Origin of the sequence: Bacillus sp. Au-Bac7, assembly GCF_021341655.1 — a bacterium.
Classification (GTDB): Bacteria; Bacillota; Bacilli; order Bacillales; family Cytobacillaceae; genus Niallia.
This window is the reverse complement of record NZ_JAJTTG010000004.1, coordinates 47,015-63,055: the sequence shown is the minus strand read 5'-3', so window position 1 is coordinate 63,055 and position 16,041 is coordinate 47,015. Positions and strand designations below refer to the sequence as shown.

Sequence of the window (16,041 nt, the reverse complement as noted above, 5' to 3'; positions counted from 1 at the left end):
ATAGTCCTCCTTATCCAAATCGGCCGGAAATATATTCTTCTGTCTTTTTAACAGATGGGTTAGTAAAGATCTTTTCTGTCGCGTCAAATTCAATTAAATCTCCGCTCAAGAAGAAAGCTGTCTTATCCGAAATCCTCGAAGCCTGCCCCATGTTATGCGTAACGATAAGAATGGAGTATTCCTTCTTCAATTCTACAATCAGCTCCTCGACCTTCGCATTTGAAATAGGGTCAAGAGCAGAAGAAGGCTCATCAAGAAGCATAAGCGATGGTTTCATAGCAATTGTACGGGCGATGCATAACCGTTGCTGCTGTCCGCCTGACAATGATAAAGCAGATTTATGAAGTCTGTCTTTTACTTCATCCCAAAGTGCTGCTTTCGTCAAACTTTCTTCAACAATAACATCCAGTTCACTTTTTTTCTTAACACCAGAGAATTTCAAGGCATGAGCGATATTTTCATAGATTGATTTCGGGAATGGATTCGGCTTTTGGAATACCATTCCGATCTCTTTTCTTAAGGCAACAACATCAATATTATCGCCAAGGATATTTAAGCCTTCGTACAGGATTTCTCCCTTTGCTTTAGCACCAGGGATAAGGTCGTTCATTCTGTTAATACTGCGAAGGAATGTCGACTTACCACAGCCAGAAGGTCCAATTAGTGCTGTGATTGAATTTTTTTCAATATCCATTGAAATTGTATTTACTGCACGTTTTTCTCCATAATATATGTCTAAATCCTTCACTTGAAGGATTAACTCTTTATTTGTAACTGACGTTTCAGAAATCTGTTCTCTGTTAAGGACGGCAGTTCTTGGCAATGTACTTGTATTCATTTTCATCATCCTTAATCGTTATTTAGATGCTGTAAGTTTCCGATGGATTAAACTTCCGATTATACGAGCACCTAGGTTAAAAATCAGCACAGACAGAATCAATACAGCGGACGCACCGTTTGCGATATCCTCAACGTCTGGAATCAGCCCTTGTGTATTAACAGACCAGATATGAACAGCTAAGGTTTCTGCAGGTCTGAAAATATTTAGTGGTGAGTTTTCAACGAATGGATTCCAGTTTGCATAATCCAGTCTTGGTGTTGATAATCCAGATGTAAATAATAGAGCAGCTGCTTCTCCGAACACTCTTCCTGAAGCAAGAATAGCGCCTGTTAGAATAGATGGAAATGCCGTTGGTAACAGAATCGTTTTAATTGTATGCCAATGTGTAATTCCTAATGCAAGACTAGCCTCTTTTTGATCACGCGGTACAGAACGTAGTGCATCTTCACTTACACGTACCATAACAGGCAGGTTGAACACTGTTAGTGCCAACGCACCACCAAGGATTGAATAGCCCCATCCAGTTAAGTTAACAAACATTAATAGACCGAACATACCAATAACAATAGAAGGAAGTGATGCAAGCACCTCGATACAAGTACGAATTGTATTTGTTACTCGACCTGGTTTTGCATACTCTGCCATATAGATTCCGCCGCCAACCCCAAGCGGAACAGTGATTAACATTGTGATAAACAAAATATAAAATGAATTGAATAATTGATCTCTGATTCCGCCCCCTGCACGAACATTACTGGAAGGATTAGTCAGGAAATCAAGAGAGATGTGGCTGACGCCATTAAACAAAATATATGAAAACAATCCGACAAGTACGGATACAATAACAATAGCTATCGCAACAAAAACACTGGTTGCGATACGATCTGCAACTCTGCTGTTCATTAAATTTTCCTCCTAGATGACAGATAACGGATTAGCAAGATAAATGCGAATGACATAATTAGTAGAATCAGACCCATTGACCATAAAGTATTGTTTTCAATACTTCCATATGTTGTATGACCCATATTCAATGTAATGATTGTTGTCAATGTTCCGGCTGGATCTAAGATGCTTTCAGGAATAATTCTTGTGTTTCCAATAACCATTTGAACTGCTAAAGCTTCTCCAAACGCTCTTGCCATACCTAGAACAACTGCTGTTAAAAGAGATGGCAGTGCAGCTGGCACAAGCACTTTCCTGATTGTTTGCCATCTTGTTGCACCAAGTGCATAAGATCCTTCTCGCAATGATTTAGGCAATGTTGCCATCGCATCTGTTGCAATAGTCGTAACTGTCGGCAGGATCATGATTGCTAAAACTATTGTTCCAGACAATAAGCTGAAACCTAGTCCGCCTACATGCTCTCTGATAAAAGGCACCAATACTGTAAGCCCTATGAACCCATAAACAACGGAAGGAATACCAACTAGCAATTCAATTACCGGTTGAAGTATCTTCTTCCCCCATGACGGAGCGATTTCTGTCATGAAAATAGCTCCTCCAATTCCAAGTGGTGCTGCAACTAGTGCCGCAAGCATTGTTACAGCGAAAGAACCAAAGATAAAAGGCAGCGCCCCATACATCGGGCTTTCTGGATCGGTAGGATTCCAATTTGTACTGGTTAAGAACTCAATCGGACTTACACCGTTTTTAATGAAAGACTGTAAACCTTTTGTACTTAGGAAAATTGTGATTGCAATTGTCGCAGAAATCATAATAATTGCACATAATGTTACTAAAACTCTACCCCGTACCTCACCATTAAGCCTTGTTTTATTAGATTTAATTAATCTTTCCCTAACAGGAAGTGATGACTTTTCCATAATTTTTGAAGCACCCCTAATTTACGTCATAATGGGGCTAACGCCAACTTGGCATTGCCCCCTACTTATTTCGTTTATTTTTGATTTCCTTCAGCGTCACGCTCTACGTCCATGTCGCCACCAGGAATGTAACCTTGATCTTCAATCAATTGCTTTTGCTCATCAGCAGCCATGTAGTCAAGGAACGCTTTAGCAAGTCCAGTAGGTTCACCTTTTGTATAAGCATGTTGGTAAGCCCAAACTGGGAATTTACCAGATTTTACGTTTTCATCTGTAGCTTCTACACCGTCAATTGCAAGTGGTGTTACAGTGTCATCAGTGAAGTAAGAAAGTGCAAGGTAACCTACAGCTCCTTCTGTTTCAGAGATGATTTTCTTAACTGTGTTTGAAGAGTCTTCTGTAACTCCTTCAGCAGGTGTAGCGCCGTCTAATGCATATTTATTGAAAGTAGCACGTGTACCAGAAGAATCAGGACGGTTTACTAGAGTGATTTTTTGATCAGCTCCGCCAAGATCTTTCCAGTTAGTGATTTCACCTGTAAATACTTTAATTAAATCTTCTTTAGTTATATCTTTAACTCCAGCAGATGGGTTAACAGCAGCTGTCATACCAACTACAGCAACTTTGTGGTCAACTAGCTCATCAGCAGGAATTCCTTCTTTTTCTTCAGCGAAAACGTCAGAGTTTCCAATATCAACGGAACCTTCAGAAACTTGTGATAAGCCTGTACCAGAACCACCAGCATTAACTTGGATATCAACTTCTGGATTCTCAGCCATAAACTCTTCAGCAGCAGCTGCTACCAATGGTTGCATTGCAGATGAACCTGAAATTGTCAAAGTGCCTGACAGTGCTTCTTCTTCTGAACCATTATCATCATTGTTAGATCCACTTGTGTCGTTATTTCCTCCGCATGCAGCAATGAACGCCATTAGTGCTGCAACTAGCAGAAGCAGGCTTAGCTTTTTCAAACTTTTCATTTCTTTAATTCCCCCTAAGGATATGTTGGATTTGTCCTACAAGAATTAGAATAAGGGAAAACTATTAATGCTGTTTGAATCATTTGTAAAGGTTTTGTAAAGGCGGGTTTTTTGTGCATATTTGTCGAAAAAGTGGTTATAGACCTATTTTTATAGTAGGAAAAACCTAAAATATATCCCTGTTTCCGTCATTTTTACTGCTAATCCGTTAATTTACAAAAGATTGGATGTGGCGTAATATAGATTTAAATGGTCCTATTCCGACTTAGATGAAGAGGTAAAAACTATGTCAAACGTTCAATCACTTGAAAGAGCATTAACCATCTTAAACAAACTGGCTGAATATCCAGACGGACTTCAAATCGCCCGGCTGTCTGAACAGGTTGGACTCTCCAAAAGCACTGTGCACCGGCTCTTAGCAACATTGACAAACATGAACTATGTGGAAAAGAATGCAGATACGGACAAATATAAATTAGGTTTGCAGACACTGTTTCTCGCTAGGAACTTCTTAAACAGCAATACCCTCGTCCAAACAGCAAGGCCTTTTCTTTCTAAATTGTCAAATGAAGTAAACGAAACAATCCATCTATGTATTAAAGATCGCGAAGAAGTCCTTTATGTGGACAAGATTGAAAGCACTCAAACAATCCGTATGTTTTCCCGTATCGGCAGCAGGGCGCCAATGTACTGTACAGCGGTCGGCAAGGTACTGTTATCAGGGCTTGATTCTGATATCCAGGAAGAACTGCTGTCCAAAATCGAATTCATCAGCAAGACACCTGCCACTATTACTTCAAAGGAAAGTCTTCGAGAAGAAATTAAAAAGGTGAAATTGCAAGGTTTTGCACTGGATAATATCGAAAATGAAAAAGACTTACGCTGTATTGCCGCTCCTATTTACAATCATGAAGGCAACATTATCGCAAGCTTTAGCATCTCAGGCCCTAGTACAAGGGTTACAATGGATGCTGTTAATGACATCTTGGTTGATAAAGTAAAGCAATACAGTACAGAAATTTCCCGGCACTTCGGCTGGATCAGCTCATAAACATAAAAAAAGAGCAAGGATTGCCTATCAAGGCATTCCATTGCTCTTTTTTTATGTTTATCTGTTTAATTTAAGTTCCATAAAGGCATTCAGATTTTCCCTGTCCGGCAGTCCATCATTATCTCCAGGGGACATCACGGCAAGTGCGCCGATGGCTGTACCTCTTATAATGGCTTCTTCCAAAGGCAGATTTTCCAGCAATGCACTTGTAACCCCAACCGCAAATCCATCGCCTGCCCCTACCGTATCAATCACCTTGCTGACCTTAAAGCCTTTTGTATAGAAACTCTTATCTAATGAGCTTGTAAAAGCACCTTGAGGTCCGAGTTTAATGACTACTGTCTTTACTCCAGCATCATGATAGAATTGGGCTATTCCCTCTGGCGTTTCTCTGCCTGTCAAAATCCTTCCCTCTTCCATTCCCGGGAAGACAATATCTGCTAGTACTGCAACGTTATTAATCACTTTAACCATCTCTTGTTTATCCGGCCAGAGAGCTGGTCTAATATTAGGATCAAACGATATCGGTACTCCTGATCGCTTAGCATTTTGTGCCAATTCATAAACCAACTCCCGGCAGCTTGGAGATAAAGCGGGAGGAATGCCTGTTAAATGCAGGTGATCGAAATCCTCAAACTGCAAGGAGCTGATTGATTGAATATCCATATTTGAGGCTGCTGAGTTTTTTCTTAAAGAGAACACCTCTGGATCTCCCTTAACAACCTTTTGCTTCCATTGCATACCTGTAACATGCTTATCATCATAGGAAACAAAACTAGTATCAATATTGTTCTTTTCTAAAAATGTTTGAATATTTTTACCAAACGGATCATTTCCAAGCTTAGTTATATAAGTTACTTGATGACCTAGCCGAGCCATTCCAATTGAAAAGTTTACTTCTGCGCCTGCTACAAACCGACTAAATTTCTCTGCTTCCTCCAACAGCCCCTCATGCTCTGCAGCAAAAAGGGCCATCGGTTCACCTACAGTGACAATCCTGCTCATCATTCACCAACTCCTTCTATATATATAGGAAGAAACTGCTCCTAAATTGCCCGTGAGTCCAAGCCGCTACCGCTGCTTGTTTTATTTTTCTTTTGCATATATTTATACCAGGAAGCAGTCAATATCGGCACTAGGATAGACGTAACAATTACAGATGCAGCGACCAGTGCCGTTGCAGACTGGGCAATTGGCATAAATTCAGGCTTCATGCTAGCAATAATCATCGGGTTAGCAACCGCTGCTCCAGCAGTACTTGATGCAGCAATTCCGGCCGTTCCGTTTCCTCCGCCAATATATTTGTCAGCCAGCATTAACGGAATGCCTGTAACAACAATGACAAGAATGCCTAGTAAAATACCGGCAAAGCCAGTTTTCACAATAACGCCAAGATCAATCGTATTACCTAACGCAAATCCAAAGAACGGAATCATCGTATGTGTAGCTTTGCTGAAAAAATTTCTGAAATCAGAATCTAGATTACCTAAAATAAACCCAATCAAAAATGGAAGCACCGCTCCGACGAATGCCTGAGGCTCAAACGCTATTCCAGTTGAACCAAGAATAAGCATCGTCACAAGAGGACCGGATTCCAGCGACATCAAAACAAATGCCCCAGCCTCCTCCTTTGTTCCATATTGCTGCATCATCGACGCGTATAAACCACCATTTGTCATATCCATCGCCGCAACAAGTGTCAGAATCGAAAACCCGGCAAAAAAGCCTGTCTGCACTCCGCCTTCCGGCAAAAATGCTCCGGCCACAAGGGCAACAATCCATGCAACCCCAATCTTTGTCACCAGCAGCGTTCCTGATTTCCGCAAAACGACTCCTGTCGACTTTAAATTAATCCCTGCCCCCATGCAGAAAAACCAGACAGCAAGAATGGGAATTGTACCTGTCATCAGCCCATTCGTAAATGAACCGAAATACTCTCCTGATTTTGGTGCAAACGTATGAATAATAGCTCCTAAAAACAACGGAACCAGCATTAGGCCCCCTGGAATCTTCTCAATCGACTTCATGATTTTCATTCGGCATCCTTACCTTTCCATATAGGTAATTAAGCAATCGAAAAAGACGCTGCATATAATATAAGTAATTATGTAGTCTAATAGCTTATACAGTTCTGTAAAAGGATTTTAGTCCTTTCCAAATACCATTAAACGCGTCATCCAATTCTTCTTGCTTGTTTAGTAGTTAACGATAGATAAAGCCAGAAAAACATTACTGCTAAAGTCATACTGCTGCTTTTCAATAGTTGGAATACGCTTACATTTTTAATGGTAAAAAATAATTTCTCTATCCATCACCTCTTTTATCGTTCCACGATGTGGTACGTTGTTCCATAATATAATTATAGCGCTTACATATTTATATTTCAATAATCTGGCAAAATAAAGTGGAAATTCGACAAAAAAACAATATCTGTTTTCGGTGATATTGTTTTTTCATATATGAGATTTTTTTCAGAGTTAATGAATTGGACTAATTGTTAAAGTTAAACTCTCTCCAATGGCATAAACTATGCTTTTCACTTTAAATGTTTACAGCCAAAGTTTAAGAGTCAACATATCATATGGAGGAATAATATACTCATCCTCTTCTAGTATTTCTTCAATACAATTTACTTTAGCTATCTTTGTAAAACTTGTAAATTTATAGTCGGTTAGACGTTTAAATTTATCTGTTGGGTTTTTCAACCGTAATAAAAATGCATTATCTTCATACAGAGACGGGGACAAACTGCTGAAATGATTGTCTTTAGGTACTTCCAATAATGAAAAAGCATAGGATAGCTGTTGTCCTTGTTCACGAGGCTGAAGCTTATTATCGAGACGATGAATAAACTTATTTAGTGTTTGAGATTGATAGCTTATATGCTCTACAGTGTAGTCCTCCCAACACTTTGCAGTAGATTCCTCATCATACTTATCTTCTGCAATTCGAAAAGCAAAGTTAAATTGGTGTGTTCCAATCAGTTCTGCTTTTGGGGTTGGAATCATTACATGCCCTTTTTTTGTTGTATCTCCAGAAGCACGTCCAGGTCTATAAAGCAGGTCCGGTTTCCCTAGCTGACTTGTCGATGCAAATAATGTCAGGTAAAAACTATCTTCAATAAATTGATATTCCTTCATCCCCTTGCTGAACACAGTGAAATGATATTCGTTGCTCTCCACTGCTACAGAAGCATCGTAAGGTTCTATATCTGTTGGGATCTCCACATATTCATTTTCCCAGTCTACTGGATCACCGTTTAAAACTGGACGATTAATGAAACCGAAGGGCACCGATGAGATTGTTTCTTTTGCCTTTATATTTGTGTTAATTTTTGCACGCAACCGATGGGTATATACTTGATTGTCTACTATACATACGCACTCAACCCGATCTACGTCTTTCAGCAAGCTAATTTGCAACTTAATAGAAAGCGTACCTGTTCTACCATTTTCTTTGAGTCTCTCTTTTAAATTTAGAGGTAAATGAAAAGTACCTTCTAATGTCATCATTTCCATAAGTGAAGATTTCCTAACTTTTTTAAGTTCTAATGAAAGTAGTTTTGGTATATCGCCTTTCAACGGAGAGAAGTCATAAGTATCTCCATCATTTGCACAGTCTTCAAACTCTATAAAGTTGTCGATAGTTTTACCAAAATGAGTAGTTAGCTTGAGTTGGTCCTCTTCGAAGAAAATTTTGCAATATTTATTAGCAATAGACGTATCACTAGATGATTCCAACTCTAATAGTGAATGATTAGAGTTTTCGTATTTAATGACACGATAGCCCATACTTGGTATCTCAATAGGAGCTAGCACCCTCAGCATGTAGTAAGGTTCTTCCTGTATATACCTTGGTCCTTTCGGTGTTTCTAAGAGGATGTTACTCCTACCTTCATAATAGATTGCCTCTAGTATAACAGCATCCTCACAGTCCACTAGTTTAATATTTTTTGAAGGACTCATAAATTCTATGATTCTTAAACCACTAAATGGAAAAGGTGTTGTATTAACAATCAATAACTCTTGTTCGGTTAACTGCATCTGTTCAGATAACCGCTTCTTCATCATATTTTCGATGCCGTCAGCAATTTCGTTTGCTTCTTTCATGCGATGAAGTACATCAGTTGCTACATCATCTGATATGCATCCTCCCATACTGTCATGCGCATGGCCCTCAAGTAACTTTTTCCAAGCTACTGAAAGTAATTTTTCTCCAATATGAATTCCCTTTGCCCTAGCAATAGCCATCATGGGTTCAACACGGTACAGAAGCTTTTGCTCCAGCAAAAAGCTATTAAGCTTAATATCATATCTTACTGAACCTATCGACTTATGCACACGGGATTCGCAAGGTTCTCTAAGTTCACCGATGTATAGTTTCAGATTTTTTTGTTGCCTGAGGTATTCAAGAAAATGTGCATATGTGCTTACTTCATAGCAGTCTTTCGTTTGTTTATTTATAGTTGTTAATTTCTGAGGCAAATCTTGAATAATATCCAGTTGGTCTCCGCCTGACGCCATTATAATCTCATCACTGTCCGTTAATTGCTTGAGTTTATTTGTAACTGGAACTAGTCTCTTTGCAATATACTCATCTGTATCCTGAAGATGTGCCGCTGCACCATACCCGTCTACTAAATTAACAGCAATTATTTCTTGGCCTCCAAGACCCTGCCATTTAAAATAGGGTCCAATAGCATGTTTTTTAAAATTAATACCTCTCCAAAAAACAATGTTGTCGATGCCACAATTCTTTAAAATAGTAGGCATTTGTGCGTTAAATCCAAATGTATCTGGCAAATAGCCTACGTTCATGTATCCCCCATACTTCAGACTGTCTCTAATACCAATAGTTAGATTTCGGATAATAGACTCTGCATTTACAAAAAAAGCATCTGTCTGCGTATACCATGGGCCAATAGCTAATCGTCCCTGCTTTATAAAGGATTCAATTTGTTTGGCACGCTCAGGCTTTAATCTTACATAATCATCTAAAATAGACGTTTGCCCATCCAAACAGAACATTGCATCCTTATTATTGTTTAGCTCATCTAGAACTTGTGTAAAACAACTCTCACTTAACACTAAAGCATCTGCTGTTGTAAAATACCATTCCCGATCCCAATGAGTATGGTTAACGATATGAACTTTACTCATTTTACACCTCCAAGTTCCTGCAAACTAATTGATGAATGGTTATTTTATCAGCTGTTTTCAATCTTTGCCGAAATGATTCATCTATTAATGACTTTGAAATTTTAGCTAAATATCGCAAATGCTCTTTAGCAGAATCTTCAGGTATCAACAGAACAAAAGAAAACACGATTGCCTGTCCATCAAGACTGTTCCACGGAATAGGTGAGGTTTTGTATATTAATAATCTTGGATTTTGTACAGTTTGATCTTTACAATGAGGTATAGCAAATCCATCTTGAAATCCTGTAGTCTGTTGACTTTCACGTGTTAAAAGACCCCTAAAGCATTCCTCATTTGATTTTACATATCCCAAATTATATGCATCATTTGCAATAAGTTTAAATAACTGTTCCTTATCTTCCAAATTGTCTTCAACTATAAAAATATTATTCTCATTAAAAATCTCAGCCATTTACAATTACCCGCTTTCTTAATGTCATTCTGTACAGTACCGCATTAATTAATGCAGAAAATAAAATAATCAAAATCCACCATAGCCAGGCAAGGGTTGGACCTGTTGTATACCCTATAAAGGCTCCTAGCGGTGAACCAATTCCGCCGTAAAATTGTATTCCAACAGCAGCAATAAATGCCCCTGAAATTGCTGATGATATTGTATTAGCTATGATTAGACTAGGATGTGCTGCTGCAAAAGGTATTGCTCCCTCAGTAATGCCCACAATCCCCATAACAAACGCTGAAGATCCCAGTGCGCGTTCATCTGTCGTAAAATATTTTTTAAACAGCCATGTAGCAAACGCTGCTCCTAGTGGCGCTACTGCAATCGCAGAGCATGCCGCTGCTTGCGGAATGGCATTAACCCCATCTGGCCCAAATTGCGCCATCGTATCAACAAAAATCGCTTGGGAAACTAATATTGCTGTTTTATTGATTGGACCTCCTAAATCCACTCCCATCATGCCGCCTAATATTGCTCCGTATATGATAGGAGCAGCAGCGTAATTTTTTGTAATATCATTAATAAAGGTATAGAGAGAATTCATACCTAAAGCTACTGGCTGTCCGATTAAGTAGTAGATGACAATAAACGAAATAAAAGTTGAGATGAGTGGGATAATCAAAATAGGCACAACAGGTTTAAGCATATTTGGCCAAGGGATACTCTTCAGCAAACGGACAAGGTAGCCAACGCCAAAGCCAACAATAATCGCTCCCAAAAAGCCGGCCCCTGTCTCTGTTCCTAAGAACCCTGCATCATTAATCATATATCCTGCAATAAAAGCAGGAGCAACAGCTGGCTTGTCTCCAATTGCTCTAGCAACTCCTGCCGCAAATATTGGAATCATTAAAGTAAAGCCTATTTTCCCTAAATCGAATAGCTTTGAGAAAAACATTCCCTTCGCATCATCGGAGAATCCCCAGACAACTAGATCTGCATTATTTGGATCTGGTTGAAAAGCAAATGTATTGGCAAAAGCTAGCAGTAACCCTGCCGCTATTGCAATAGGAATCATGTCCGTTAAGCCTGACATTAGGAACTTGACCACTTTGTTTGATGATGAACCCACTTCCATGTTCTTTCCGACTTTCATTCCTTTTCCACTGAATAGCACAGCTTTTTCTGAAGCAGTTTCAATCAAACTCTTTGCATCTTTTAATACCTGATTTGTATCTACTTCAAGTATTTTTTTCCCTACAAAACGGCTTTTATCAACATGGATATCTGCTGCAATAATAACTACATCAGCCTGCTCAATTTCTCGCTCTGTTAATTCGTTCTCTGTACCAATTGTTCCTTGAGTTTCAACCTTTGCTGTTATTCCTAATTCTTCTGCTGCTTTTTCCAGCGCCCCTTGCGCCATATACGTATGTGCTATCCCTGCTGCACAACCAGTCACTGCAACAAAAAACTTAACTGCCATGTTTACTCCTCCATTGAATCAAGAGATTTTAGAAAGCGCTTTCTAAAATAGATAGTACAGACATAGAAACAGATTTTCAATGGCTTAATAACTTTTGGAAATTTGTTCGCACTCCTTTTAAAAAAAAGACAAATTTTATCATTTGTCTAATACCATATCAATATTTAAAGAACTGACTCGTTTCTTTTATTCGCTGAAATGATTCATCATAATTAGCATGAAGAATGTTTAAATATAGTTTCTCTAACAGATAAATTAAAGCATATCTAGCTGTTGTAGGAGCTTCCTTAAACAGAATTGGATTTTCCTCTAAATAACCAATGCTTAATTCAATAGTTGCATATTTAGCTAGAGAACTATTAACTCCATTCGTCACTAATATTTGCCTACAGTTTTTTTTACTTAACTCTCTTTCAATATCAAGAATTTCATCAGATTCACCACTGTTAGATACAATTAGAATAACATCCTTGTCCTCCATGAGAGACGCCATTCGGAATTGATCTGCATACGAATCAAAGAAAATCATTTTTGCTGGCTCTATCTTTCTCATTCTAAAATAAAAGTCTTTTGCTGGTATTTGGGACATCTGAAACGCCATAATAAATATCTTACGTGCAGAAATTAACAGCTGAACAGCATCTATAAAAGCTTGATTCTTTGTCACTTGCTCCGCTTTCTTAAAAGAATAAATGATTTCTTCATTGATAGAATGATTATTTTGCTCATCATTTAAATATTGAAATTTTAATTCGTTAAATCCTTTAAAACCAATTTTTTTAGAAAAAGAAATTACTGTACTTGGAACATTATGTGTCCTTTTAGCTAAATCTCTTGCTGTCATGCTTTCAACCTGATCTGGATTATCCAGTATATAGTTAGCAAGTGTTTTATGTGCTGGTGATAGTCTTCTTAAATGTTCATTAATTCTATTAATTACTATATTCATTTCTACCTCCCTCTTCTTGATATGTGTCCCTGAGAAACCTATAGACACTAAAAAACCTCTATGAAGAAAATCAGTCTATTCGGCTAATTCTTCTTATAGAGGAGAAATCCTATTATTTTAAAGTATACTATCCCTTTTCTAATTGCTAACTATTGCTTTTTGACAAAATAATGACACTTTTATAATTTATCCCTTTAGAGAAAATAGAAACTATTGATTACATTGTGGATATCTTATAATTAATAAGAAGATATCCACAAAAAAAGCCCCCCATCCACAACAGGAGACTTTCAACTAATTTCATTAAGTGTTGATAGCTTTATCCACAAGCTTTTCAACATTATTTTATTTCAGCATGATTATAGAAAACCCATATGGATCTAAATTAATCCTCGAATTCTCTTCCATTTGCGTGCCACTCCATAGATCTACAGGATTTTTGTCCGTAAAATCGTATGGAATAGACACTGCAATCGAGTCATTAGAGTTGTTGATAGTTATAAGAAGCGTTTCTGTCTTGGTTTGTTTTTTGTAGACGATGTGGTTTGTCTGCCGGTTTGCTTCAAGTATTTGAAAGTCGCCATTGCTGCCAAAAGCAGCTATGTTTTTTCGAAGCTCTATCAGTTTTTGAACAAAGTCAAACAGATTACGATCCTGGTCTGTTTCTTCCCACACCATGCACTTGCGGCAGCCAGGGTCATTTTCTCCAGTCAGACCAATTTCATCTCCATAATAAATACAAGGACTTCCCATAAAGGACAGCTGAAATAAGAACAACAATCTTAACTTTTCTTTGCTGTTATTGCTGACTGTTAATATTCTTGGTGTGTCATGACTGCCTAGCAAATTAAATGCAGCTTGGTTAACATTTTTGGGGTAGGCTGTAAGAACAGTTGTAATTTTTTCTGCAAATTCCTCTGCATGGAGCTCATCCTTTGCTAAGTAGCCTAACACTGCTTCTGTAAAAGGATAATTCATTACTGCGTCAAATTGGTCTCCTTGAAGCCAAGGCATGGAATCATGCCAAACTTCACCGAGGATATATGCATCTGGTTTTACTTCTTTCACTGCTTTTCTAAACTCACGCCAAAATTGGTGGTCCACTTCATTTGCCACATCAAGACGCCAGCCGTCAATATCAAATTCTCTTATCCAATAGCGGCCCACTTCCAGCAAATATTCTTTTACTTCGTGGTTTTCTGTATTCAGTTTAGGCATCATATGCGTAAAGGCAAATGTATCATAATTAGGAACTGGCAATGGTTTTACAGGAAATTCTCTAAAGTGAAACCAGTCTTTGTAAACAGATGCTTCTTGATTTGTTAAAACGTCCTGGAACGGAGCAAAAAAGAGGCCGCTATGATTAAAAACAGCATCCAGCATCACTTTAATGCCTTTTTGATGACAGATTTCTACTAATCTTTTAAACGTTTCTTTATCACCAAATTGGGAATCAATCTCCATATAGTCAATTGTGTCATATTTATGATTGGAGAAGGATTGGAAGATAGGTGTGAAGTAAATTCCCGTTATCCCTAGGTCAACTAAATGGTCTATGTGTTCGATAATTCCTTCAAAATCTCCGCCAAAGAAGCTGTCTGGCTTTGGCTCTTCACTTCCCCAAGCTAGTGCCTCTTTTGGATTTAATTCAGGATTTCCGTTTGCAAATCTCTCAGGAAAAATTTGATACCAGACTGTATCCTGCACCCAATCTGGAGCATGAAAGACATCTGTCTCATTTAAAAATGGAAAACAGTAGTAAAAGCTTATTTCCTTCGGATAATGGTTTTTAAAGCCACCTTCTCCATGAATGAGTAAATCATTCCCTGAATATAACTCAAAACCATACCGCAAACGGCGGTATTCCGGCTTTATCTCCACAAACCAATAATCAAATAATTCGTCTGTTCCTTCCAGATGCATCGGTTTTGTCCGATTTTGCCAGCCATCCTCGCTCCACTCATATGGGTCACCATAAATTAAATAGGCTTTCGTTAAATCATTTCTTTTAGCACGGAGACGTATATGCAGTTTTTCTTTATCATAAGCATAAGCAAAATTATTTATAGGTCTATGGAAAATCGCTTCTTTTAACATAACAAGTTATCCCTCCCTTTAGGATAAGGGGATATGCGTCAGTGTGCCTTACAGAAGCTTTTCTACGTTTTTGCTCCTATAAGATTAGCTATTGAACGAAGCCGTGCTTTGCCTAATCTTTAGACTGACTGGAGAAATTATTTTGCGATTGTGTTCCATAGTCTTTTCCTCTATTTGATCGATGAGAAGTTTTACAGCAGAATGACCTCTTCCATAAATATCCTGTCTAACAGTTGTCAATCCTGGTGTTAAATATTCCGAGAAGTACAAATCATCAAATCCTACTACAGAGAAATCATTTGGCACAGAGACACCGAGATCATAAAAGCCTTTAATAACTCCCATGGCTGTCATATCTGAAAAAGCAAATACAGCAGTCGAATTCCCCTTTTGTTTTATAATTTGCTGTGCGGCTGTATAACCGCCCTCTACTGAAAATTCATGTGGAAAAACTAAGCTTGGGTCAAACTCAATTCCTGCTTCTTCTAATGCCTTTATATGACCAAAAAGCCGCAAATGGCCGACTGTATTCATTTTTGTCTTTTCTGCCGGATTGCCGATAGGATCAAGATTGCCAGCAATAACATTGATTGACTTGTGCCCTAAGCTGATTAAATATTTCGTTGCTAAGTATCCTCCCAATTCGTCATCTATCACTAACTGATAAAGCTCAGGATCAGAAAGATAGCTGTCCATAAAAACCGTCGGCAGTCTCAGCTTTTTTATCTCTTCCAGTATTACTTGGTTTTCATTTGCACCAAAAACAATCAAACCATTTATTTGCTTCTCCAGCAAAACAGATAATTGAGGTTCATCTTTGACCGCAGCAACAATCACATGAAAATTCCTGTCTCTTGCTCCGCTTTCAACACCAGAAATGAGCTGTGTAAAAAATGGATTAACAAAGACTTCTCCTTTATCGGCAAATGGCACAACCAGTGCAATTAATGGGTTTAATTTATCCTTTAAGCTTCTTGCTGCCACATTTGGCATAAAGTTTAGTTCTTTAATGATTTTGTCAATTTTCTTCTTTGTTTCAACAGAGTATCTTCCTTTTCCGTTTATTACATTGGAAACAGTGCCTATTGAAACATTAGCCATTCTTGCTATATCTTTAATTGTTGGTTTCTCCATTATGGCTTTCCTCTCATATATATAAATCAATTGCTGTTCTTAAATTGGTTTGTATCATTCCATCTTTATAGAGTAATTGTAT

Annotated in this window: 13 protein-coding genes; 1 reads left to right on the top strand and 12 read right to left on the bottom strand. The window is 38.1% G+C overall.

The window, feature by feature from the left end; translation table 11 throughout:
* Positions 1-10: 10 nt before the first annotated feature.
* The 4 genes from pstB to LXM54_RS15930 form a co-directional block, all read right to left on the bottom strand.
* Positions 11-838, bottom strand: a complete 828-nt coding sequence (pstB, locus tag LXM54_RS15945; protein ID WP_233316249.1) for a phosphate ABC transporter ATP-binding protein PstB — start codon at positions 836-838, stop codon at positions 11-13.
* Between the two features lie 18 nt (positions 839-856).
* Positions 857-1,744 (bottom strand): phosphate ABC transporter permease PstA, encoded by an 888-nt coding sequence (gene pstA, locus LXM54_RS15940; protein ID WP_233316248.1) that lies wholly within the window; start codon positions 1,742-1,744, stop codon positions 857-859.
* Positions 1,744-2,667, bottom strand: a complete 924-nt coding sequence (pstC, locus tag LXM54_RS15935; RefSeq protein ID WP_233316247.1) for a phosphate ABC transporter permease subunit PstC — start codon at positions 2,665-2,667, stop codon at positions 1,744-1,746. Before pstC ends, pstA begins: the two co-directional genes overlap by 1 nt.
* Positions 2,668-2,741: 74 nt before the next feature.
* Positions 2,742-3,647: a phosphate ABC transporter substrate-binding protein gene (locus LXM54_RS15930; RefSeq protein ID WP_233316246.1), complete on the bottom strand. Its 906-nt coding sequence runs from the start codon at positions 3,645-3,647 to the stop codon at positions 2,742-2,744.
* A 286-nt stretch (positions 3,648-3,933) separates the two neighbouring features.
* Here LXM54_RS15930 and LXM54_RS15925 point away from each other — a divergent pair, with 286 nt between their 5' ends.
* Positions 3,934-4,698: an IclR family transcriptional regulator gene (locus LXM54_RS15925; protein WP_233316245.1), complete on the top strand. Its 765-nt coding sequence runs from the start codon at positions 3,934-3,936 to the stop codon at positions 4,696-4,698.
* A 57-nt stretch (positions 4,699-4,755) separates the two neighbouring features.
* Here LXM54_RS15925 and LXM54_RS15920 read toward each other — a convergent pair whose 3' ends face one another.
* From LXM54_RS15920 to LXM54_RS15885, 8 genes are all read right to left on the bottom strand, one after another.
* Entirely contained in the window at positions 4,756-5,703 is a 948-nt protein-coding gene (locus tag LXM54_RS15920; RefSeq protein ID WP_396953829.1) for a sugar kinase, read from the bottom strand.
* Between the two features lie 41 nt (positions 5,704-5,744).
* Entirely contained in the window at positions 5,745-6,734 is a 990-nt protein-coding gene (kdgT, locus tag LXM54_RS15915; protein ID WP_233316243.1) for a 2-keto-3-deoxygluconate transporter, read from the bottom strand.
* Positions 6,735-7,247: 513 nt separating this feature from the next.
* A complete protein-coding gene (locus LXM54_RS15910; RefSeq protein WP_233316242.1) occupies positions 7,248-9,857 on the bottom strand; it encodes a glycoside hydrolase family 38 C-terminal domain-containing protein in 2,610 nt (869 codons plus the stop codon).
* A 1-nt stretch (position 9,858) separates the two neighbouring features.
* Positions 9,859-10,308, bottom strand: a complete 450-nt coding sequence (locus tag LXM54_RS15905) for a PTS sugar transporter subunit IIA (RefSeq protein ID WP_233316241.1) — start codon at positions 10,306-10,308, stop codon at positions 9,859-9,861.
* On the bottom strand, positions 10,301-11,779 hold the full coding sequence (locus tag LXM54_RS15900; RefSeq protein ID WP_233316240.1) for a PTS fructose transporter subunit IIC: 1,479 nt from the start codon (positions 11,777-11,779) through the stop codon (positions 10,301-10,303). Before LXM54_RS15900 ends, LXM54_RS15905 begins: the two co-directional genes overlap by 8 nt.
* 157 nt (positions 11,780-11,936) lie before the next feature.
* The gene (locus tag LXM54_RS15895; RefSeq protein ID WP_233316239.1) at positions 11,937-12,728 is read right to left on the bottom strand and encodes a MurR/RpiR family transcriptional regulator; all 792 of its coding nucleotides are present in this window, start codon (positions 12,726-12,728) and stop codon (positions 11,937-11,939) included.
* 345 nt (positions 12,729-13,073) lie between these two features.
* Positions 13,074-14,825, bottom strand: a complete 1,752-nt coding sequence (locus tag LXM54_RS15890) for an alpha-glycosidase (protein WP_233316237.1) — start codon at positions 14,823-14,825, stop codon at positions 13,074-13,076.
* Between the two features lie 84 nt (positions 14,826-14,909).
* Complete coding sequence (locus LXM54_RS15885; protein ID WP_233316236.1) at positions 14,910-15,959, bottom strand: LacI family DNA-binding transcriptional regulator; 1,050 nt, start codon at positions 15,957-15,959, stop codon at positions 14,910-14,912.
* Between the last annotated feature and the right edge of the window lie 82 nt (positions 15,960-16,041).